Source organism: Methylobacterium isbiliense, assembly GCF_022179325.1.
Lineage (GTDB): Bacteria > Pseudomonadota > Alphaproteobacteria > Rhizobiales > Beijerinckiaceae > Methylobacterium > Methylobacterium isbiliense.
Genome location: NZ_BPQQ01000108.1, coordinates 1 through 17,522, shown reverse-complemented (window position 1 = coordinate 17,522; position 17,522 = coordinate 1). Strand labels below are relative to the sequence as shown.

Below are 17,522 nucleotides of genomic sequence, written 5' to 3'. Positions count from 1 at the left end.
CCCGGCGCACACGCGGCCGGGAGTTTTCTGCGTTCAGGATACGCAGCGGAGAGGGGAGGGCGGGCGCGCCGCCGGCGGACGCCGCCTCACGACGCGGCCCGAACCGCCCTTGCGGACCGTGTGCTCGGGACTTCGCGAGCCCCGGGGGAGGGGGCTCGCCCTCCCGCGGCACCGTGCGAGGCTACCCGGCTCAGGCCCACTTCAGACGTTTGCCGTCCGTGGCCATGATGCTGTCCACCGCCCGCACGATCTGGGGCTTCGCCGCGTAGTGGATCATGTGGCCGAGTCCCGGCAGCAGCGTCAGCGTGCTGCCCACCACCTCCTCGTGCAGGCGGCAGGATTGCCCGGCCGGATCGACGATCGCGTCCGCATCGCCGCTGAGGATGGCGAGCGGCACGCGCAGGCCCCGGTAATGCGGCCGCAGCAGCGCCGCCGCCGTGTTCATGCTCGCGGTGTCCTCCGCGCTCGCGCGCGCCTGGGTCGGGTGGATCGAGAGTCCGACCGGAAAGCGCGCCTGGAAGCTCGCCGGGATCGCCTGAGGGCTGAAGACGTGCCGGAAGACCTGCGGCGCGAGCAGGTGGCCGAGGGCGGCCGGCACCAGCGAGCGGGCCGCATCCCCGACCCCCGGAAGCGCCAGGGGCGTGATCATCGCCACGTCCGCCCGCCGGGTCGCGTAGTAATAGCCGGAGAGCAGGACGAGACCCCGCACCGCCTCGGGCGCCTGCGCCGCGAGCGCCAGCGACACGATCGTGCCCCAGGAATGCCCGAGTACGACCGGGCGCTCGATGCCGAGCCGCTCCAGCACGCGGCGCATGAGGCGCGCCTGCGCATCCGCCGTCCAGATCCGGTGCCGCGGCCGGTCGGTATGGCCGAAGCCGGGCCGGTCGATGGCGATCACCCGGTAGCGCTTGGCCAGCTGCGCGATGAGGCCGCAGATCGCGAAATCCTCCGCCATCGTGCCGTTGCCGTGGATCAGGACCACGGGCCGGCCCTTGCCGCGCGCGATGTAGTGCACCTGAAGGCCGTCCACCTCCACGAACTGCCCCGAGGGTCGCGTCGTGTCCTCGGCCGCCGGGACCCGGCCGGCCGTCACGGCCCTGCCGAGCTGGCGGGCGGCCTTGCGGCCCTCGCGCGCCGCGGCCCCCGTGAGGCTGGCCCCCGATTTCAGCAGCTTGGCGACGCCCTTGGCGACGCCCGATGGTCTGCGGGCCGCCTGTCGCCGGGAGGTGGGCCAGAGCGCAGTGGGAAGCACGGCGGATCCTCCAGGCTGCGGCCCTGCACGGGCGCGAACGATGCAGACGATGGTCGGGCGGTCGGGCGCCGCGCCCGATCCCGGGTCGGGCTGCCCGTTCCGGCGGCTCCGCCGCCCAGGGCGGCGCTTCGGTGCCATATGAGCGTTCGAGCGTTTAACGCATCGTGAAGCTGCCCCCGGTCCGCGGCCTGCGCGTATCGTGCACGAATGAAGCCACGGGAGCCCCCCGCACGGCGCGATCCGCGACCGCCGGGCCGACGGCCGGGGCCTCGGCAGCGCGCCGCCAGCGCACATGGGAGAGCCATGGTCGTCCGCCCCCGCCCCGGAACCCTCGCCATCCTGTTCTCCCTGCACGGCTCCGTCCTGCCGGCCGTCGCGCCCAAGATCCTGGCGATCACGCTCGTCGCCTGCGCGGTCGTCGCTTTGGAGCAGCGCTGGCCCGAGGTGCTCGGGCTGCAATCCGGCGTCGCCCCGTTCACGCTCGTGGGGCTCGCCCTCTCGATCTTCCTCAGCTTCCGCAACAACGCCTGCTACGACCGCTGGTGGGAGGCGCGTCGCCAATGGGGTCAGCTCCTCGTCGAGATGCGCGGGCTCGCCCGCACCACCGTCGCCCTGCTTCCGGGAGCCGGGCACGACGACCTGCGCCGGCGGCTGCTGCTGCGGCTGCGTGCCTTCGCGCATGCCCTGCACGCCTCGCTGCGCAGCCGGGATCCGGCCGCGGCCGCCGCGGTCTGGATGCCTCCGGACGAGGCCGGCCTGCTGGGGCGCGGCCCCGACCCCGCCGACGCGGCCCTGCGCCTCTTTGCGGCCGATCTGGGCCAAGCCCTGCGCGCTGGTCTCCTCAGCGACGTGCTCTACGCCGCGATCGAGACCAAGCTCGCCGCCCTGTCCGGCATCCAGGCCGCCTGCGAGCGGATCCGGGGCACGCCGTTGCCCTTCGCCTACACGCTGCTGATCTACCGGACGTCCTGGCTCTACTGCCTGCTACTCCCCTTCGGGCTGGCGACCTCGCTGGGCTGGGCGACGCCGTTCGCCACCGCGCTGGTCGCCTACACGTTCTTCGGCCTCGACGCGCTCGGCGACGAGCTGGAGGAGCCGTTCGGCATGCAGGCCAACGACCTGCCGCTCGACGCCCTGCTGCGCGTCATCGACGGCATCCTCCTCGATGCCCTGGGCGAGCCGCCCCCGCCGCCCGTCGAGCCCGAGCGGTTCGTGCTGCGCTGACGCCCCTCCCGGCTCACGCGTCCGCCCCGAGGTACCGGCGGCGCAGATGCGCCAGGAAGGCGTCGAGGTCCGCCGGCCTGCCGGTCGCCGCCGTCACGATCTCGTCGGTCTCGCGCGAACTGCCCGCGGCGTGGACATGCGCCCGCAGCCAGCCGACGAGCGGCGCGAAGTCCCCCCGCGCGAGGCCCGGCCGGATCTCGGCGTCGGCCTCGCAGGCCGCGGCGAAGAGCTGGGCTGCCGTCACCGCCCCCAGCGTGTAGGTCGGGAAGTAGCCCCATCCGCCGCTCGGCCAGTGGATGTCCTGCAGGCAGCCGTCGGCATCGTCCGTGACCGTGAGCCCGAGCAGGGCCTTCATCCCGGCCTTGAAGGCGCCCGGCAGGTCGGCGACTGCCAGATCCCCCGCGATCATCGCCCGCTCCAGGTCGTAGCGCAGCAGGATGTGGGCCGGGTAGGTCACCTCGTCCGCGTCCACGCGGATGGGACCCGGCGCGACGCGGGTGTAGAGGCGGAAGAGGTTCTCCGGCGACCAGGCCGGGTCCTCCCGGCCGAACTGGCGCCCGATCAGGGGCGACAGGAAGCCGAGGAACTCGCGCGAGCGGCAGGCCTGCATCTCGATCAGCAGGGACTGGCTCTCGTGCAGCGTCATGCCGCGCGCCCGCCCCACGGGCTGGCGCTGCCATGCCGCCGGACGCCCCTGCTCGTAGAGGGCGTGCCCGGTCTCGTGCAGGACGCCCATCAGCGCGCGGGTGAAGTCCGTGCCGTCGTAGCGCGTGGTGATGCGCACGTCCCCGGTGGCGCCGCCGCAGAAGGGATGCAGGCTGACGTCGAGCCGGCCGCGGGTGAAGTCGAACCCGGCCGCCCGCATCAGGGTCTCGGCGAGGGCGCGCTGCGCCTCGACCGGAAACGCGCCCTCGATCGGCCGGGGCGGAGCGGACCGTCCCTGGCGCTCCTGCGCCTGCGCGATCAGGTCGGGCAGGATGCGGCGCAGCGGCCCGAACAGCGCGTCGACGCGGGATTGACGCAGACCGGGATCGTACTGGTCGAGCAGGGCGTCGTAGGCCGGGATGCCCAGCGCCGCGCCCTTGGCTTGGCCGATCGCCCGCTGCAGCCCCAGCACCTCCTCGAGATGGGGCCGCAGCAGCGCGAAGTCGCTGGTCCGCCGGGCCTCGCGCCACACGATCTCGGCCCGCGCGGTGGCCTTCGCCCGGGCGATGACGAGGTCCCGCGGCACGGCCGCGGCATGGATCCGCGTGCGGCGCATCTCGCGCAGGTTGGCAACCTGCCAGGGATCGAGCGTTTCGCGCTCCGCCTCCGCGGCGTCGAGGCGCTCGGCGAGGCGCTCCGCCGTCACGGTCTCGTGCACGAGGCCCCGCAAGGCGGCGAGCTGCTCGGCGCGCCCGTCGGCCGAACCGAGCGGCATGGTGGTGCGGGCGTCCCAGCCCAGGATGCCGGCGGCATCCTCCAGCACCGCGATACGGGCGAAGTCCCGCTCCAGGCAGGCATAGGCGGTCTCGGTCACGGAGGCGGTGTCTCCCTCGTCGGTGGGATGCGCGACCCGGGCGGGTCCGCGCCAGGGTGGGGCTTCGCGGGCGATCATGCCAGCTGCCGGCCGCGGGCGCGCTGCCGCCTTGCAGCGAAACGCCGGCCCCTCGCCCTTGCCCCGCCTCGACAGCGCGCCCATCGCCTGCAGGTCGCTGCGGCTGCCGACACGGCGCCGAGCGGCCTCGCCGAGACGCACGCAGCCCGGCGCACCCAGGCACGAGCTCGCCGCCCGTGGCCGGGAAGGCGTTGCCGATCGTCCTGATCGTCTCCAGGGTGAGCGCGGTGGCCGGATCGTCGAACGCCTCAACCAAATACCAAGGTGCAGTCGTGCGCCTGTATCGGGCGACCGGGATCCCGGTGGCCGTCCGTCCGTCGATCGCGGCCGGGTGGAGTGTCGGTGGCGAACTTCGCCGGGTCTCGCCGGTTCTTGATCGGATCGGGGCCGGATCGCGATGGCCGATGCGGGCGAAGACGGGGAGGATTGGCGCTCGGTGAGCACGCGGCCGCCGGACAAGGGCGCGCACGCCCGCGCGATGGCCCGCGCCCGCGAGCCGGAGCGGGGGCGCACCGCGACGGAACCGGGGCAGATCCCGGCCCGCGGCTGGACCGACATCGTGGTTCGCGTCGCCCGGTCGATGCCGCAGGACCGGGTGCTCGCCACGGCGGGCGGCGTCGCCTTCTTCGCCCTGCTGGCGGTCTTTCCGGGGCTGGCCACGATCGTGTCGCTCTACGGTCTGGTGGCGGATCCGGGCGCCATTAACCAGCATCTCAGCCTGCTCTCCGGGGTGCTGCCCGGCGGTGTTCTCGACCTGCTCGCGAGCGAACTCACCCGGATCGCGAAGCAGAGCACGGGCGCGCTCAGCACGGCCTCGCTCGTCAGCCTGCTGATCGCGTTCTGGAGCGCGAATTCCGGCGTGAGCGCGCTCTTCGACGCGCTCAACGTCATCTACAAGGAGCGGGAAAAGCGCACGCTCCTGCGCTTCTACGGCACCACGATCCTGTTCACGCTCAGCGGCGTCGCGTTCGCGCTGGTGGCGACCGGCATGGTGGTGGCCCTGCCGGTGGTCCTCGACCATGTCGGGTTCCGGTCCTTGGCCGCGGACACGGCCCTGCGCCTTCTGCGCTGGCCCGCGCTCCTCGTGCTCGTCAGCCTCTGCCTCGCGGTGATCTACCGGTACGGACCGAGTCGGCACGAAGCCAAGTGGCGCTGGGTGACCTGGGGCAGCAGCGTCGCCGCCCTGCTGTGGGTCTGTGCCTCGGCCCTGTTCTCCTGGTACGTCGCAAGCTTCGACAGCTACAACCGCACCTACGGGTCGCTCGGCGCCGGCATCGGCTTCATGACCTGGATCTGGCTGTCCGTCGTCGTCGTGCTGCTCGGCGCGGAGCTGAACGCCGAGATGGAACGGCAGACGGTGCTCGACAGCACGACCGGACGGCCGAAGCCCCTCGGTGCCCGACAGGCCTACGCGGCCGATACGGTCGGCCCCTCCTACGAGGACGAGGCCGAGCCGCGTGACGCGTGAGCCCGGTGCCGCCCGCCAGAGGGGCGGCGGGCCGCGGCGGGCGGCGGTTCAGGTCAGGCCGGTCGCGGCGAGCAGGGCGTCGGTGCCGAGCGTCGTCGCGTCGAGAAGGGGCCGGCCGGCCAGGGTCGGCGGCAGGCGCCAGCCCGGCAGGTTGGTGCTCCAGATCAGCATCGCGTCGGCCCCGCGTGCCGCGAGATCCTCGGCCGCGGCGCGCAGGCGCGCGGGCGGCACGAAGGCGGCGGCGCGGTTCTCGGCGATGCCGAGCCCGACCGCCGCATGGACCGGGAGGCCCTCGGCGGCGAACCGCGCCGTGACGAGGTCGGCCTCGGCGGCATCGCCCTGCACCACGAGGCCGATGCGCGCGAACCCCTCCGCCCGCAGCCTCGCGCGGGCCGCCAGCGCCGTCGTGACGACGGGCAGACCGGTGCGGCGGGTCAGCCGCTCGCACAGCCGCTCGTCCGGCCGGAAGCCGAGCGCCGCGCCGCGCGTCGCGTTCCAGACCAGCGCCGCGACGCCGGCATCGGCGAGGAGGTGGGCCGCGTCGAGGAAGCTGCCCTCGTCATAGGCATCCGTGCCCCACCGGGTCATGGCGCCGTATGGAATGCGGGCGTAGCAGGCTCCGACACCGGGCAGAAGGGCGAGCCGCGCCTCGGTGGCGCGTTCCACCACGCGGTTCGAGGAGGGCAGGATCACCCCGAGCGCCGTCGCGGGCACCGCCGGGGCATCGTCGTCGGTCGTCTGGGCCATCCTCGTCGCGAGCCTCGCCCCGGCGGCATCGTCCTTGCCCGGAAAAGATGGCAAGGCGTATGCCATTCGGGGGGAAAGCCGATGCGACAGCGTGATTGGCCGATCGCAGCCCTGAGCCGGGGGACGGCCCGGTGACGCCGCCGCTCTGGGCCTTGAGCGCCACGGAACTGGCGGCGCGCTTCGCAGCGGGCCGAACCTCTCCGGTCGAGGCGCTGGAGGCGTGCCTCGCCCGGGCGCGGGCCTGCGAACCCGTGCTCAACGCGCTGACGCGGCTCAACCCGGGCGCCCGCGCCGAGGCGGAGGCGAGCGCCGCGCGCTGGCGCGCGGGCCAGCCGCTCTCGCCCCTCGACGGGGTGCCGATGACGATCAAGGAGTTCCTGGTCGCCAAGGGCCTGCCGGTCGGCTTCGCGACGCCGGGGCCCGACCGGGTCGCCGACCACGACGAGGTGCCGGTGGCGCGCCTGCGCGCGGCCGGGCTCGTCACCCTCGCCAAGACCAACATGCCGGAATTCGCCGTGCAGGGTTACACGGCCAACGCCCGTTTCGGCGTCACCGGCAATCCGTGGAATCCGGCGCTGACGCCGGGCGGATCGACCGGGGGAGGGGCGGCCGCCACGGCCGCCGGCTATGCGCCGGTCGGCGTCGGGACCGACGGAGGCGGATCGCTGCGCCGCCCGGCCGCGCATTCGGGCCTCGTCGGGCTCAAGAGTTCGCTCGGCCTCGTGCCGCGCTCCGGCGGGTTGCCCTCGCCGCTCCTCGATTTCGAGATCGCGGGCGCCCTCACCCGCACCGTTGCGGACAGCCGCGCCGTGCTGGCGCTGATGGCGGGCGCCGATCCCCGCGTCCTGTGGTCCGGTTTCCATCCCGTCGCCGAGCGGCCCGCCCGTCGCTTGCGCGCGCGCTACGTTGAGCGGATCGGCGACGCGCCCCTCGATCCGGCGATCGCCGCCTCCTGCCGGGCGGCGCTCGACGATCTGCGCGCCTGCGGCGTCGCCGTCGAGGAAGGAGCGCTGCCCGTCGACATCGCGGAGCTGAACGACCTCTGGCCGGAGATCGGCCGCATCGGCCTTGCGGGGTTGTTCGCGGCGGATCCGGCGCTCGGCGCGCAGGCGAGCGAGCCCTACCGGGCGATGGCCCAGGAGGGCGCGCGAGCGCCGGTGACGCGCCTCTGCCGCATCCTCGACGTGGTGCGGACCCTGCGGGACGCCGCGAGCGCCGCCTTCGTGGAACTCGATCTCGTCGTCACGCCGGCCATCGCCGCGCTGTCCTGGCCGGCCGGCGAGGTCTACCCGCCGGAGATCGACGGGCGGCCGGTCGGGCCCCGGGGCCATGCGGTCTATTCGGGCTGGGTGAACGCCGCGGCGCTGCCGGGGCTCAGCCTGCCGGTCGCACCCTCGCCGGACGGGCTGCCGGTCGGGCTCCACCTCGTGGCGGGGTTCGGGCACGACGGTCTGCTCCTCGACGTGGCCGAGGCGATGGAGCGGCGCCGACCCTGGGCCGATCGCCGGCCGCGGATCCCGGGCGCCGACGCGTGAGGGCCGGCCCCCGCGCCGCGGATGGGTGCTGCGCCGCCCCGCGGGGGGCGGGGCGGCGAGCGTGCGTCGTCAGCGGAGGGAGGCCGTCTCCTGCACCGCGTCCGGCGCGGGCCTGACCGAGACCGTGTCGCCATCGCGGCTGATCTCGACGGCGCGGCTCGCGGCGCCCGCCTGGCGCGGGGTCGAGACGGTCATGCTCTGGCCCGAGGCGAGCACCGCCTCGAACCGCACCGCGGGGGCGGCGGCCCGCGGGGCGAGCGTCACCACCACGCGATGGCCCCTGGGTTCGACCGTGTAGTAGGCGACCCCGGCGAGCGGCCCGAGATCGAGGCTCTTTGCCTGGGCGGGCTTGACGCTCTCCGCATGGGCGGAGCCGATGAGCGGGAGAGCGGCCGTGGCCGCGAGCACCAGCGTGCGCATCATGGTTCTGGGACTTTCCGGTTGGGCGGGACCCTGTCGGCCCCGCGTCTGGGCCCCATATGCGCTGCGCTGCAGCATGGATCAAACAGATCGCATCGATAATGACTATTGATCATATCGATCTGGCCCGGGTCGATCTCAACCTCCTGGTGGCCCTCGATGCGCTGCTGGCCGAGCGCAGCGTCACGCGCGCCGCCGCCCGCATCGGCGTCGGCCAGTCCGCGATGAGCAGCAGCCTCGCGCGGCTGCGCACGCTGTTCGACGACGCGCTGCTGACCCGCGCGCCGGAGGGGATGCGGCCGACGCCGCGGGCGCTCGCGCTCGCCGAGCCGGTGCGCGCGACGCTGCGCCAGATCCAGTTCCTGGTGCGGCGCGAGGAGGCCTTCGATCCGCGGACCGTGGAGCGCACCTTCACGATCAGCCTGCCCGACAGCACCGAGGTGCTGCTCGGCCCGACGCTGCTCGCCTACCTGCGCGCGGAGGCGCCCGGCATCAGTCTCCTGCTGCGCTCGCTCGACCGCACCCACGTGCTGGAGGAGATCGACGCCGACCGGATCGACCTCGCCGTCGACCTGTCGTTCCGGGGGCAGCAGCATCACAAGCAGACCCTGCTCTACCGCGACACCTACGTCTGCCTGTTCAACGCCGCCCTGGTGGGGCTCACGCCGCCGATCTCCCTCGACGACTACCTGCGCTTCCCGCACGTGCTCACCAGCCTCAGGGAGACGGCGCACGGCGTGGTGGACGACGCGCTGGCGGCGCTCGGCCTGCGCCGCACGCTCGCCGTCACCTCGCCGCGCTTCCTCGCCGTGCCGTTCCTGGTGCGCGCCGCGCCGGTGCTGACGACCATGCACGCACGGCTCGCGCACCTGTTCGCGGACGCGCTCGGCCTCACGGTCAGTCCCGCGCCGGTGCGGCTCGACGACGTCGCGGTGTCCATGCTCTGGCACGCCTCCTACGACGACGACCCGGCCCATCGCTGGCTGCGCACGACGCTGCGCCGCCTCGCCGGCCAGCCGGGTGCCAGCCTCGCGGGCGCCTGATCCGGCTCAGACCACGCTCTCGGGGGCCAGCGCGCAGGCCGGTCCTCCCGCCAGTTCCACCTGCAGCGTCACGTGGGCGATGCCGAACCGCTCCCGCAGCACCCGCGCGCACTCGCCGAGGAAGTGGTTGCCGGGATGACCGGCGGGCATGACGAGATGGGCGGTCAGCGCGGTCTCGGTGGTGCTCATCGCCCAGACGTGCAGGTCGTGCACCTCGGCGACCCCGGGCCGCTCGGCGAGGCAGCGGCGCACGGCCGCCGGGTCGATTCCCGGGGGGACCGCCGCGAGGGACAGGATCACGCTGTCGCGCAGGAGGCCCCAGGTTCCCGCCACGATCACCGCCACGATCACGAGGCTCACCAGCGGGTCGATCCAGGTCCAGCCGGTCGCCAGGATCGCGATCCCCGCCAGCACCACGCCCGCCGACACGGCCGCATCCGCCAGCATGTGCAGGTAGGCGCCGCGGATGTTGAGATCGCTCTCGCGCCCGGAGGCGAACAGCCACGCGGTGATGCCGTTGATGGCGATGCCGATGAGCGCGACGACGATGACCGTGCCGCCGGCCACGGGCGGCGGCGCCTGCAGGCGCCCGATCGCCTCCCAGGCGATCCCCCCTGTCGCCACGAGCAGGAACACCGCGTTGAACAGGGCGGCCAGGATCGAGCTGCTGCGGAGCCCGTAGGTGAAGCGCGCGCTCGGCGCACGCCGTCCGAGCGTCGCGGCCGCCCAGGCGACCACGAGGCCGAGCACGTCCGAGAGATTGTGGCCGGCATCCGCCAGCAGCGCCACCGAATCGCTCAGGAGGCCGAAGGCGGCCTCCACCAGCACGAAGCCGGTATTGAGCGCGATGCCCACCGCGAAGGCGGTGCCGAAGCGGGCGGGCGCATGCCCGTGACCCGGGCCGTGATATTGACCATGAGGGCCGTGGGCGTGGCGGCCCTGCCCGGTGTGATCGTGACGGTGGCCGTGGTCGTGCGCCATGCCCTGCGTCATAGGGCGGGCCGGCCCCGTTGGCGAGGCGCGGGCTGCGTCCGGCCGCGTCCCGCGGGCCGGCTCAGCGCACGAACGGCCCGATCTTGGTGAACAGCCCAACGAACACGAAGCCGATGCCCACCATCGCCACGCCCCAGACCGGGGTGCGCACCACGGGCAGACCCAGGCCGTAGATCGGCAGGTAGGCGAGCCGCGCCCAGACATAGAGATGCGCGCCCAGCACCACCGCGGTGTTGTGCCGGTCGATGGCCGCCGCCGCCAGCACCAGGGCGGCGAAGAGCGGGAAGGTCTCGAAGAAGTTCTTCGAGGCGCGCTCCAGCCGGGCCGCCGCGCCGGTCACCGCCGGCTGCGTCTCGCGGTTGCCGGCCGCCCAGGCGAGGCCGCCGCGCGCCTTCAGCCCGGCGAGCGAGGCCGCCATGATGTGCACGAAGCCGAGCACGACCGCGTAGGCGAGGAGACGGATCTCGATGGGCATCATGGGCGGGTTCCCTGGCCGGCGGCCGGCTTGGCCGTGCGGCGCCAGATAGGGAGGACGCCCCGCCTCGACACGGGGGTGTGGCATGACTAAGACAGCGGGCACGTGCCCTTGCGGCTCCGCCGCCACCGGCCCCCCAGCATTCCTCGCACGAGTCTTCATCCGATGAGTGGCGTCAACGAGATCCGGTCGACCTTCCTCGACTACTTCGCCAAGCACGGACACGAGGTGGTGCCGTCGTCGCCGCTGGTGCCGCGCAACGACCCCACCCTGATGTTCACCAACGCCGGGATGGTGCAGTTCAAGAACGTCTTCACCGGCGTCGAGAAGCGGCCGTACCAGCGCGCCACCACGGCGCAGAAATGCGTGCGGGCGGGCGGCAAGCACAACGACCTCGACAACGTCGGGTACACGGCGCGCCACCACACCTTCTTCGAGATGCTGGGCAATTTCTCGTTCGGCGACTACTTCAAGCCGCTGGCGATCGAACTGGCCTGGAACCTCGTGACGAAGGAGTTCGGGCTCTCGCCGGAGCGCCTTCTGGTCACCGTCTACGCCGACGACGAGGACGCGGCGGGGCTCTGGCGCAAGATCGCGGGCTTCCCGGACGAGCGCATCATCCGCATCGGCACCTCCGACAATTTCTGGCAGATGGGCGATACCGGCCCCTGCGGCCCCTGCTCGGAGATCTTCATTGACCAGGGCCCCGAGCTGCAGGGCGGCCCGCCCGGGAGCCCGGACGAGGACGGCGACCGCTTCCTCGAATTCTGGAACCTCGTCTTCATGCAGTACGAGCAGATCGAGCCGGGCAACCGGGTCGGCCTGCCGCGCCCCTCGATCGACACCGGCATGGGCCTGGAGCGCATGGCGGCGATCCTCCAGGGCGTGAAGAGCAACTACGACACCGACCTGTTCCGCAGCCTGATCGACGCGGTGGCGCATCAGGTCGGGCGCCCGCCGGAGGGCGCGCAGACCGCCTCCTACCGGGTGATCGCCGACCACCTGCGGGCCTCCTCCTTCCTCGTCGCCGACGGCGTGCTGCCGGGCAACGAGGGCCGCGGCTACGTGCTGCGGCGGATCATGCGCCGGGCCATGCGGCACGCGCAGCTCCTCGGCTCGCGCGATCCGATGATGTACCGCCTCGTGCCGACGCTCGTGCGCGAGATGGGGCAGGCCTACCCGGAACTGACCCGGGCCGAGGCGCTGATCACCGAGACGCTGCGGCTGGAGGAGACCCGCTTCCGGCGCACGCTCGAGCGCGGCCTCTCCATCCTCGACGCGGAGACCCGCGACCTCGCGGCCGGGCAGAACCTCTCCGGCGAGACCGCCTTCACCCTCTACGACACCTACGGCTTCCCCCTCGACCTGACCCAGGACGCGCTCAAGTCCCGCGGCATCGGCGTGGACACCGACGCGTTCAAGGCCGCGATGGAGCGCCAGCGCGCGGCGGCGCGCGCCGCTTGGTCGGGCTCGGGCGAGGCCGCCACCGAGACGCTGTGGTTCGCGCTGCGCGAGCGGGTCGGCGCCACCGAATTCCTCGGCTACGAGACCGAGACCGCGGAGGGCGTGGTCACCGCGCTGGTGCGCGGCGGCGCGGAGGTCGAGTCGATCGCGGCGGGCGAGGAGGGCCTGCTCGTGGTGAGCCAGACGCCGTTCTACGGTGAATCGGGCGGCCAGGTCGGCGACACCGGCACCGTCGCGGGGCCGGGCCTGCGCGCCCGCGTGACGACCACCGAGAAGAAGCTCGGCGACCTCTTCGTCCATCACGTCACCGTCGAGGAGGGCACGCTCGCGGCCGGGCAGGCCGTGGAGCTGAAGGTCGATCATGCCCGCCGCCACGCGATCCGGGCCAATCACTCGGCCACGCATCTGCTCCACGAGGCCCTGCGGCAGGTGCTGGGCGACCACGTCGCCCAGAAGGGCTCGCTGGTCTCGCCCGACCGCCTGCGCTTCGACTTCAGCCATCCGAAGCCGCTGAACGACGAGGAGGTCGCGGCCGTGGAGGAGATCGCCAACCGCGTGCTGCTGCAGAACGGCCCGGTCGTCACCAAGCTGATGGCGGTGGACGACGCCATCGCCAGCGGCGCCCGGGCGCTGTTCGGCGAGAAGTACGGCGACGAGGTGCGCGTCGTCTCGATGGGCACGGGCCAGGCGGGGGACGGGCGCCCGCGCGCCTTCTCGGTGGAATTGTGCGGCGGCACCCATGTCGGACGCACGGGCGACATCGGGGTCGTGACGGTGATGGGCGAGGGGGCGGTGGCCTCGGGCGTGCGCCGCATCGAGGCGATGACCGGGGACGCGGCGCGCCGCCACCTCACCGAGGAGAGCCGCCGGCTCGCCGCCATGGCCGGCCTGCTCAAGGTGCCGCCGGCGGAGGCGCCGGAGCGCCTCGCCGCCCTGATCGAAGATCGCCGCCGGCTGGAGCGGGAGCTGGCCGAGGCCCGCCGCAAGCTCGCGATGGGCGGCGGCGCATCGGGCGAGGACCCGGTGCGGGAGGTCGCCGGCATCAAGCTGATGGCACGCGCCGTGCAGGGGGTCGAGATGCGCGACCTCAAGAGCCTCGCGGACGAGGGCAAGAAGCGCCTGGGGTCCGGCATCGTCGCGATCGTCGGTGTGGCGCCGGACGGCAAGGCCGGCCTCGTCGTGGGCGTGACCGACGACCTGACCGAACGCTTCGACGCCGTGGCGCTGGTGCGGGCGGGCTCGGAGCGCCTCGGCGGGAAGGGCGGGGGCGGGCGGCGCGACATGGCCCAGGCCGGCGGTCCGGACGGGGCCGGCGCCGAGGCGGCGCTCGACGCGATCCAGGCGGCGCTCGCCGCCGCCTGAGCGGGTGGCCCTGTGGCCTTGAAACGGACGCATGCAAGGCGACGGAGGACGGGCTGCGGATCGCCACGGCCGCGTCGGGTTGCCGGCAGATGATGCGGATTCGCCGGTCCGGAGCCCTCTTCGGTGCGTCGACCCAAGCGGTCGCCGGTTGAGCGCCCGGGGAGCCACGAATCGAGGCGCCGTGCTGTCGGCGGACTTGGTGATGCCACGATCGTCCGTCAGCAGCCGCGGGGCCGGAGGGGTTGTGGTACGGAGGGATGTCGCATGCAGGTTGTGGATCAGGCGATCCCGGACGTGAAGCTGGTGATCCCGAGCCGGTTCGGCGATGACCGCGGCTGGTTCTCCGAGACCTTCCGGGCCGACATCCTGGCTGCCCACGGCATCAGTGCCCCCTTCGTTCAGGACAACCAGTCCTTCTCCGCCCAGCAGGGCACGGTGCGCGGGATCCACTTCCAGACCCATCCCCACGCCCAGGCCAAGCTGGTGCGCGTCCTCTCGGGCGCCATCCTCGACGTCGCCGTCGACCTGCGCCGCGACTCCCCGACCTACGGGCGCCACGTCGCCGCCCGCCTCGATGCCGAGAACGGCCACCAGCTCTTCATCCCGGTCGGCTTCGGGCACGCCTTCTGCACGCTGACCCCCGACACGATGGTCGCCTACAAGGTCGCGGGCGGCTACTACAGCCGCGCGCACGACGGTGCCGTGCTCTGGAACGACCCCGATCTCGGCATCGACTGGCCGGTTGCGGCGGACGAAGCCGTGCTGTCCGACAAGGACACCAAGGCCCCCCGCTTCGCCGACCTCCCGCCGCTGTTCTGACGCTCCCCGGAGACCCACATGCGCATCCTCGTCACGGGCGGCTGCGGCTTCATCGGCTCGGCCCTGGTGCTCCACCTCGTCCAGGATCTCGGGCACGACGTCCTGACTCTCGACGCGCTCACCTACGCGGCCAACCCGCTCTCGCTCGCGCCGCTCAAGGGCGATGAGCGCCATCGCTTCGCAGAAGGCGACATCTGCGACGCGGACCGCGTGGGCGCCCTGTTCGAGGAGTTTCGGCCGCAAGCCGTGATGCATCTGGCCGCCGAGAGCCACGTCGACCGCTCGATCACCGGCCCGGCCGCCTTCATCCGCACCAACGTGGTCGGCACCCAGGTGATGCTGGAGGCCGCCCGCGCCCATCACGGCCGGCTCGCGGGGGCGGAGAAGGAGTGCTTCCGCTTCCTGCACGTCTCCACCGATGAGGTCTACGGCTCGCTGCCGCCGGGCGGCTTCTTCACCGAGGAGAGCCGCTACGATCCGCGCTCGCCCTACTCCGCCTCGAAGGCCGCCTCGGATCACCTCGCCCGGGCCTGGCACGAGACCTACGGGCTGCCGGTGCTGGTGACGAACTGCTCCAACAATTACGGGCCGCGCCACTTCCCCGAGAAGCTGATCCCGCTGATGATCCTCAACGCGCTCGAAGGCCGGAACCTGCCGGTCTACGGCGACGGCCAGAACGAGCGCGACTGGATCCATGTCGAGGACCACGCCCGCGGCCTCGTCGCCGTGCTGGAGCGCGGCCGCGTCGGCGAGACCTACCTGCTCGGCGGGCGGGCGGTGCGCAACAACCTCGACGTGGTCAGGACGCTGTGCGCGATCTTCGACCGGCTGCGGCCCGAAGCCGGCCCGCACGAGCGGCTGATCACCTTCGTGACCGACCGCCCCGGCCACGACCGGCGCTACGCCATCGACCCGACCAAGGCCGAGGCCGAGCTCGGCTGGCGGCCGACGCGCAGCTTCGAGCAGGCGCTGGAGGACACCGTGCGCTGGTACCTCGACAATGCCGGCTGGTGGCAGCCGATCCGCGAGGGCCGCTATGCCGGCGAGCGCCTCGGGCTGACCGGCTGAGCGCCATGAGCCGCGACATCCTCATCCTCGGCGGCGCCGGGCAGGTCGGCACCGAGCTGCAGCACCATGCCTGGCCCGCGGACGTGACGCTGCAGGCGCCGGCCCGCGAGGCGCTCGACATCACCGACGAGGCCGCGGTCGAGGCGGCCGTCGCCGGGCGCCCCTACGCGGCGGTCATCAACGCCGCCGCCTACACGGCGGTGGACAAGGCCGAGAGCGAGGTCGGCGCGGCGTGGCGCCTCAACGCCCTCGGCCCCGCCTATCTGGCCGCCGCCACCGCCCGGGCCGGCATTCCGCTTGTACACGTCTCGACCGACTACGTGTTCGACGGGACCGGCACGGGCGCCTATGCCACCGACGCGCCGGTGCGGCCGCGCAGCGTGTATGGCGCCAGCAAGGCGGCGGGCGAGATGGCGGTGCGCACCGCCAATCCGCGCCACGCCATCGTGCGCACCGCCTGGGTGGTGAGCCCGCACCGGGGCAATTTCGTGCGTACGATGCTGCGGCTGGCCGGCGAGCGGGAGAAGCTGACGGTGGTGGACGACCAGCGCGGCTGCCCGACCTCGGCCGCCGACCTCGCGGCGGCTTTGGCCGCGATCGCGCTGCGGCTTGCGGACGACCCGGCGGCCCCGACCGGCACCTACCATTGCGTGAATGCGGGGGCGACGACGTGGTGCGGGTTCGCCCGCGCCATCATGGCGGGGGCGGAAAGCCGCGGGGCGCGCAGCGTGCCGGTGGAGCCGATCCCGACCTCGGCCTATCCCACGCCGGCCGCACGCCCGGCCAATTCCGAACTGTCGACTGAGACGCTCGCGCGCGATTTCGGCGTCACGCCGCGGCCCTGGCCGGCGGCCCTCGACGACATTCTCGACCAATTGATCGGTCCGGCGCGCCCGGCCTGAGGAGACAATCATGAAGGGGATCGTGCTGGCCGGAGGCTCCGGCACCCGGCTCCATCCGGCCACGCTGTCGATCAACAAGCAGCTCCTGCCGGTCTACGACAAGCCGATGATCTACTACCCGGTCTCGGTGCTGATGCTCGCCGGCATCCGCGACATCCTGATCATCTCGTCGCCTGAGCACCTCGACAACTACAAGCGCCTGTTCGGCACCGGCGAGCAGTTCGGCCTCTCCTTCTCGTACGCCCTCCAGCCCCGGCCCGAGGGCCTGGCCCAGGCCTTCGTCATCGGACGCGACTTCGTCGGCCCCGACCCGGTCTCCTTGATCCTGGGCGACAACCTGTTCTTCGGCGCCGGCCTGCAGCAGATGCTCGGGCGGGCGCGCGAGCGCAGCCGCGGCGCGACGGTGTTCGCCTACCATGTCGATCATCCGGAGGCCTACGGGGTGGTCAACCTCGACGCCGCGGGCCGGCCGACCAAGCTGGTGGAGAAGCCGACGCACCCGGAATCGACCTGGGCGGTGACGGGTTTGTACGTCTACGACAACCAGGTGCTGGACATCGCGGCGGCGGTGCGGCCCTCGGCGCGGGGCGAGCTTGAGATCACGGACGTGAACCAGGCCTACCTGGAGCGGGGGGAGCTGCACGTGGAGTGCATGTCGCGCGGCTATGCGTGGCTGGACACGGGCACGCACGACAGCCTGCTGGAAGCCTCCGAGTTCGTGCGGGTGATCCAGCGCCGCCAGGGCATGCAGGTCGCCTGCCTGGAGGAGATCGCCTACCTCCAGGGATTCATCCCGCGCGAGCAGGTCGAGGCCCGCGGGCAGCTGTTCGCGAAGACCAATTACGGCCAGTACCTGCTGCGCCTCGCCCGCGAGGAGCCGGTCGGGCGCCTGCGGCGCTGACGGCCCGCGCAGACGAGCAGCCTTGCGCCATCGGCCGGATTTGCGCCGACGGTGACGCGTGCTAGAGCCGCCGCTACCGTTACCGCCAAGCCCGCGAGGCTTCAGGCGCCGGAAGAACACAGGCGGCAGGCAATGAAGGACATCCTCGAACGGCTGGACCAGCGTCGTGCGCAGGCCCGGCTCGGCGGCGGCGAGAGCCGTGTGGCGGCCCAGCACAAGCGCGGCAAGCTCACGGCGCGGGAGCGCATCGAA

15 protein-coding genes are annotated in these 17,522 nt (G+C 73.0%); 9 read left to right on the top strand and 6 right to left on the bottom strand.

All coding sequences use genetic code 11. The features are described 5' to 3' along the window. Window positions 1–190: 190 nt before the first annotated feature. A complete protein-coding gene (locus MFF61_RS31365) occupies window positions 191–1,252 on the bottom strand; it encodes an alpha/beta fold hydrolase (RefSeq protein WP_238241603.1) in 1,062 nt (353 codons plus the stop codon). Between the two features lie 303 nt (window positions 1,253–1,555). Between MFF61_RS31365 and MFF61_RS31360 the strand changes: the two genes are divergently transcribed. Then, window positions 1,556–2,476 (top strand): bestrophin family protein, encoded by a 921-nt coding sequence (locus MFF61_RS31360; protein ID WP_238241602.1) that lies wholly within the window; start codon window positions 1,556–1,558, stop codon window positions 2,474–2,476. A gap of 13 nt (window positions 2,477–2,489) precedes the next feature. Here the strand turns inward: MFF61_RS31360 and MFF61_RS31355 are convergent, their stop codons facing one another. Beyond that, on the bottom strand, window positions 2,490–4,073 hold the full coding sequence (locus MFF61_RS31355) for a carboxypeptidase M32 (protein ID WP_238241601.1): 1,584 nt from the start codon (window positions 4,071–4,073) through the stop codon (window positions 2,490–2,492). A 397-nt stretch (window positions 4,074–4,470) separates the two neighbouring features. Between MFF61_RS31355 and MFF61_RS31350 the strand changes: the two genes are divergently transcribed. Further along, window positions 4,471–5,541 (top strand): YihY/virulence factor BrkB family protein, encoded by a 1,071-nt coding sequence (locus MFF61_RS31350; protein WP_238241600.1) that lies wholly within the window; start codon window positions 4,471–4,473, stop codon window positions 5,539–5,541. A gap of 48 nt (window positions 5,542–5,589) precedes the next feature. Here MFF61_RS31350 and MFF61_RS31345 read toward each other — a convergent pair whose 3' ends face one another. Continuing rightward, complete coding sequence (locus MFF61_RS31345) at window positions 5,590–6,288, bottom strand: aspartate/glutamate racemase family protein (protein WP_238241599.1); 699 nt, start codon at window positions 6,286–6,288, stop codon at window positions 5,590–5,592. 131 nt (window positions 6,289–6,419) lie between these two features. Between MFF61_RS31345 and MFF61_RS31340 the strand changes: the two genes are divergently transcribed. After that, window positions 6,420–7,823: an amidase gene (locus MFF61_RS31340; protein WP_238241598.1), complete on the top strand. Its 1,404-nt coding sequence runs from the start codon at window positions 6,420–6,422 to the stop codon at window positions 7,821–7,823. A 69-nt stretch (window positions 7,824–7,892) separates the two neighbouring features. On the opposite strand, the gene MFF61_RS31335 is transcribed toward MFF61_RS31340, so the two are convergent. Beyond that, complete coding sequence (locus MFF61_RS31335) at window positions 7,893–8,246, bottom strand: hypothetical protein (RefSeq protein WP_238241597.1); 354 nt, start codon at window positions 8,244–8,246, stop codon at window positions 7,893–7,895. Window positions 8,247–8,344: 98 nt separating this feature from the next. On the opposite strand from MFF61_RS31335, the gene MFF61_RS31330 reads away from it, so the two are divergent. After that, window positions 8,345–9,286: a LysR family transcriptional regulator gene (locus MFF61_RS31330; protein WP_238241596.1), complete on the top strand. Its 942-nt coding sequence runs from the start codon at window positions 8,345–8,347 to the stop codon at window positions 9,284–9,286. Window positions 9,287–9,292: 6 nt separating this feature from the next. Here MFF61_RS31330 and MFF61_RS31325 read toward each other — a convergent pair whose 3' ends face one another. Continuing rightward, complete coding sequence (locus MFF61_RS31325; RefSeq protein ID WP_373324820.1) at window positions 9,293–10,267, bottom strand: cation diffusion facilitator family transporter; 975 nt, start codon at window positions 10,265–10,267, stop codon at window positions 9,293–9,295. 73 nt (window positions 10,268–10,340) lie between these two features. Continuing rightward, a complete protein-coding gene (locus MFF61_RS31320; protein WP_238241594.1) occupies window positions 10,341–10,757 on the bottom strand; it encodes an MAPEG family protein in 417 nt (138 codons plus the stop codon). 162 nt (window positions 10,758–10,919) lie between these two features. Between MFF61_RS31320 and alaS the strand changes: the two genes are divergently transcribed. The 5 genes from alaS (at window position 10,920) to rfbA (ending at window position 17,270) form a co-directional block, all read left to right on the top strand. Beyond that, window positions 10,920–13,580: an alanine--tRNA ligase gene (gene alaS / locus MFF61_RS31315; RefSeq protein WP_238241593.1), complete on the top strand. Its 2,661-nt coding sequence runs from the start codon at window positions 10,920–10,922 to the stop codon at window positions 13,578–13,580. Window positions 13,581–13,844: 264 nt separating this feature from the next. After that, window positions 13,845–14,399 carry a dTDP-4-dehydrorhamnose 3,5-epimerase gene (rfbC, locus tag MFF61_RS31310; RefSeq protein WP_238241592.1) on the top strand — a complete coding sequence of 185 codons (555 nt, stop codon included), beginning with the start codon at window positions 13,845–13,847 and terminating at the stop codon, window positions 14,397–14,399. An 18-nt stretch (window positions 14,400–14,417) separates the two neighbouring features. Next, window positions 14,418–15,467, top strand: coding sequence for a dTDP-glucose 4,6-dehydratase (gene rfbB / locus MFF61_RS31305; protein WP_238241591.1), 1,050 nt, complete (start codon window positions 14,418–14,420; stop codon window positions 15,465–15,467). 5 nt (window positions 15,468–15,472) lie between these two features. Then, the gene (gene rfbD / locus MFF61_RS31300) at window positions 15,473–16,369 is read left to right on the top strand and encodes a dTDP-4-dehydrorhamnose reductase (RefSeq protein WP_238241590.1); all 897 of its coding nucleotides are present in this window, start codon (window positions 15,473–15,475) and stop codon (window positions 16,367–16,369) included. 10 nt (window positions 16,370–16,379) lie between these two features. After that, window positions 16,380–17,270 (top strand): glucose-1-phosphate thymidylyltransferase RfbA, encoded by an 891-nt coding sequence (gene rfbA, locus MFF61_RS31295; RefSeq protein WP_238241589.1) that lies wholly within the window; start codon window positions 16,380–16,382, stop codon window positions 17,268–17,270. Window positions 17,271–17,522 lie beyond the last annotated feature (252 nt).

Coding starts and splice junctions, on each gene's coding strand:
- MFF61_RS31360 (WP_238241602.1), top strand. CDS start 1,556: ATGGTCGTCCGCCCCCGCCCCGGAACCCTCGCCATCCTGTTCTCCCTG.
- MFF61_RS31355 (WP_238241601.1), bottom strand. CDS start 4,073: ATGATCGCCCGCGAAGCCCCACCCTGGCGCGGACCCGCCCGGGTCGCG.
- MFF61_RS31350 (WP_238241600.1), top strand. CDS start 4,471: ATGGCCGATGCGGGCGAAGACGGGGAGGATTGGCGCTCGGTGAGCACG.
- MFF61_RS31345 (WP_238241599.1), bottom strand. CDS start 6,288: ATGGCCCAGACGACCGACGACGATGCCCCGGCGGTGCCCGCGACGGCG.
- MFF61_RS31335 (WP_238241597.1), bottom strand. CDS start 8,246: ATGATGCGCACGCTGGTGCTCGCGGCCACGGCCGCTCTCCCGCTCATC.
- MFF61_RS31330 (WP_238241596.1), top strand. CDS start 8,345: ATGACTATTGATCATATCGATCTGGCCCGGGTCGATCTCAACCTCCTG.
- MFF61_RS31325 (WP_373324820.1), bottom strand. CDS start 10,267: ATGGCGCACGACCACGGCCACCGTCACGATCACACCGGGCAGGGCCGC.
- MFF61_RS31320 (WP_238241594.1), bottom strand. CDS start 10,757: ATGATGCCCATCGAGATCCGTCTCCTCGCCTACGCGGTCGTGCTCGGC.
- alaS (WP_238241593.1), top strand. CDS start 10,920: ATGAGTGGCGTCAACGAGATCCGGTCGACCTTCCTCGACTACTTCGCC.
- rfbC (WP_238241592.1), top strand. CDS start 13,845: ATGCAGGTTGTGGATCAGGCGATCCCGGACGTGAAGCTGGTGATCCCG.
- rfbB (WP_238241591.1), top strand. CDS start 14,418: ATGCGCATCCTCGTCACGGGCGGCTGCGGCTTCATCGGCTCGGCCCTG.
- rfbD (WP_238241590.1), top strand. CDS start 15,473: ATGAGCCGCGACATCCTCATCCTCGGCGGCGCCGGGCAGGTCGGCACC.
- rfbA (WP_238241589.1), top strand. CDS start 16,380: ATGAAGGGGATCGTGCTGGCCGGAGGCTCCGGCACCCGGCTCCATCCG.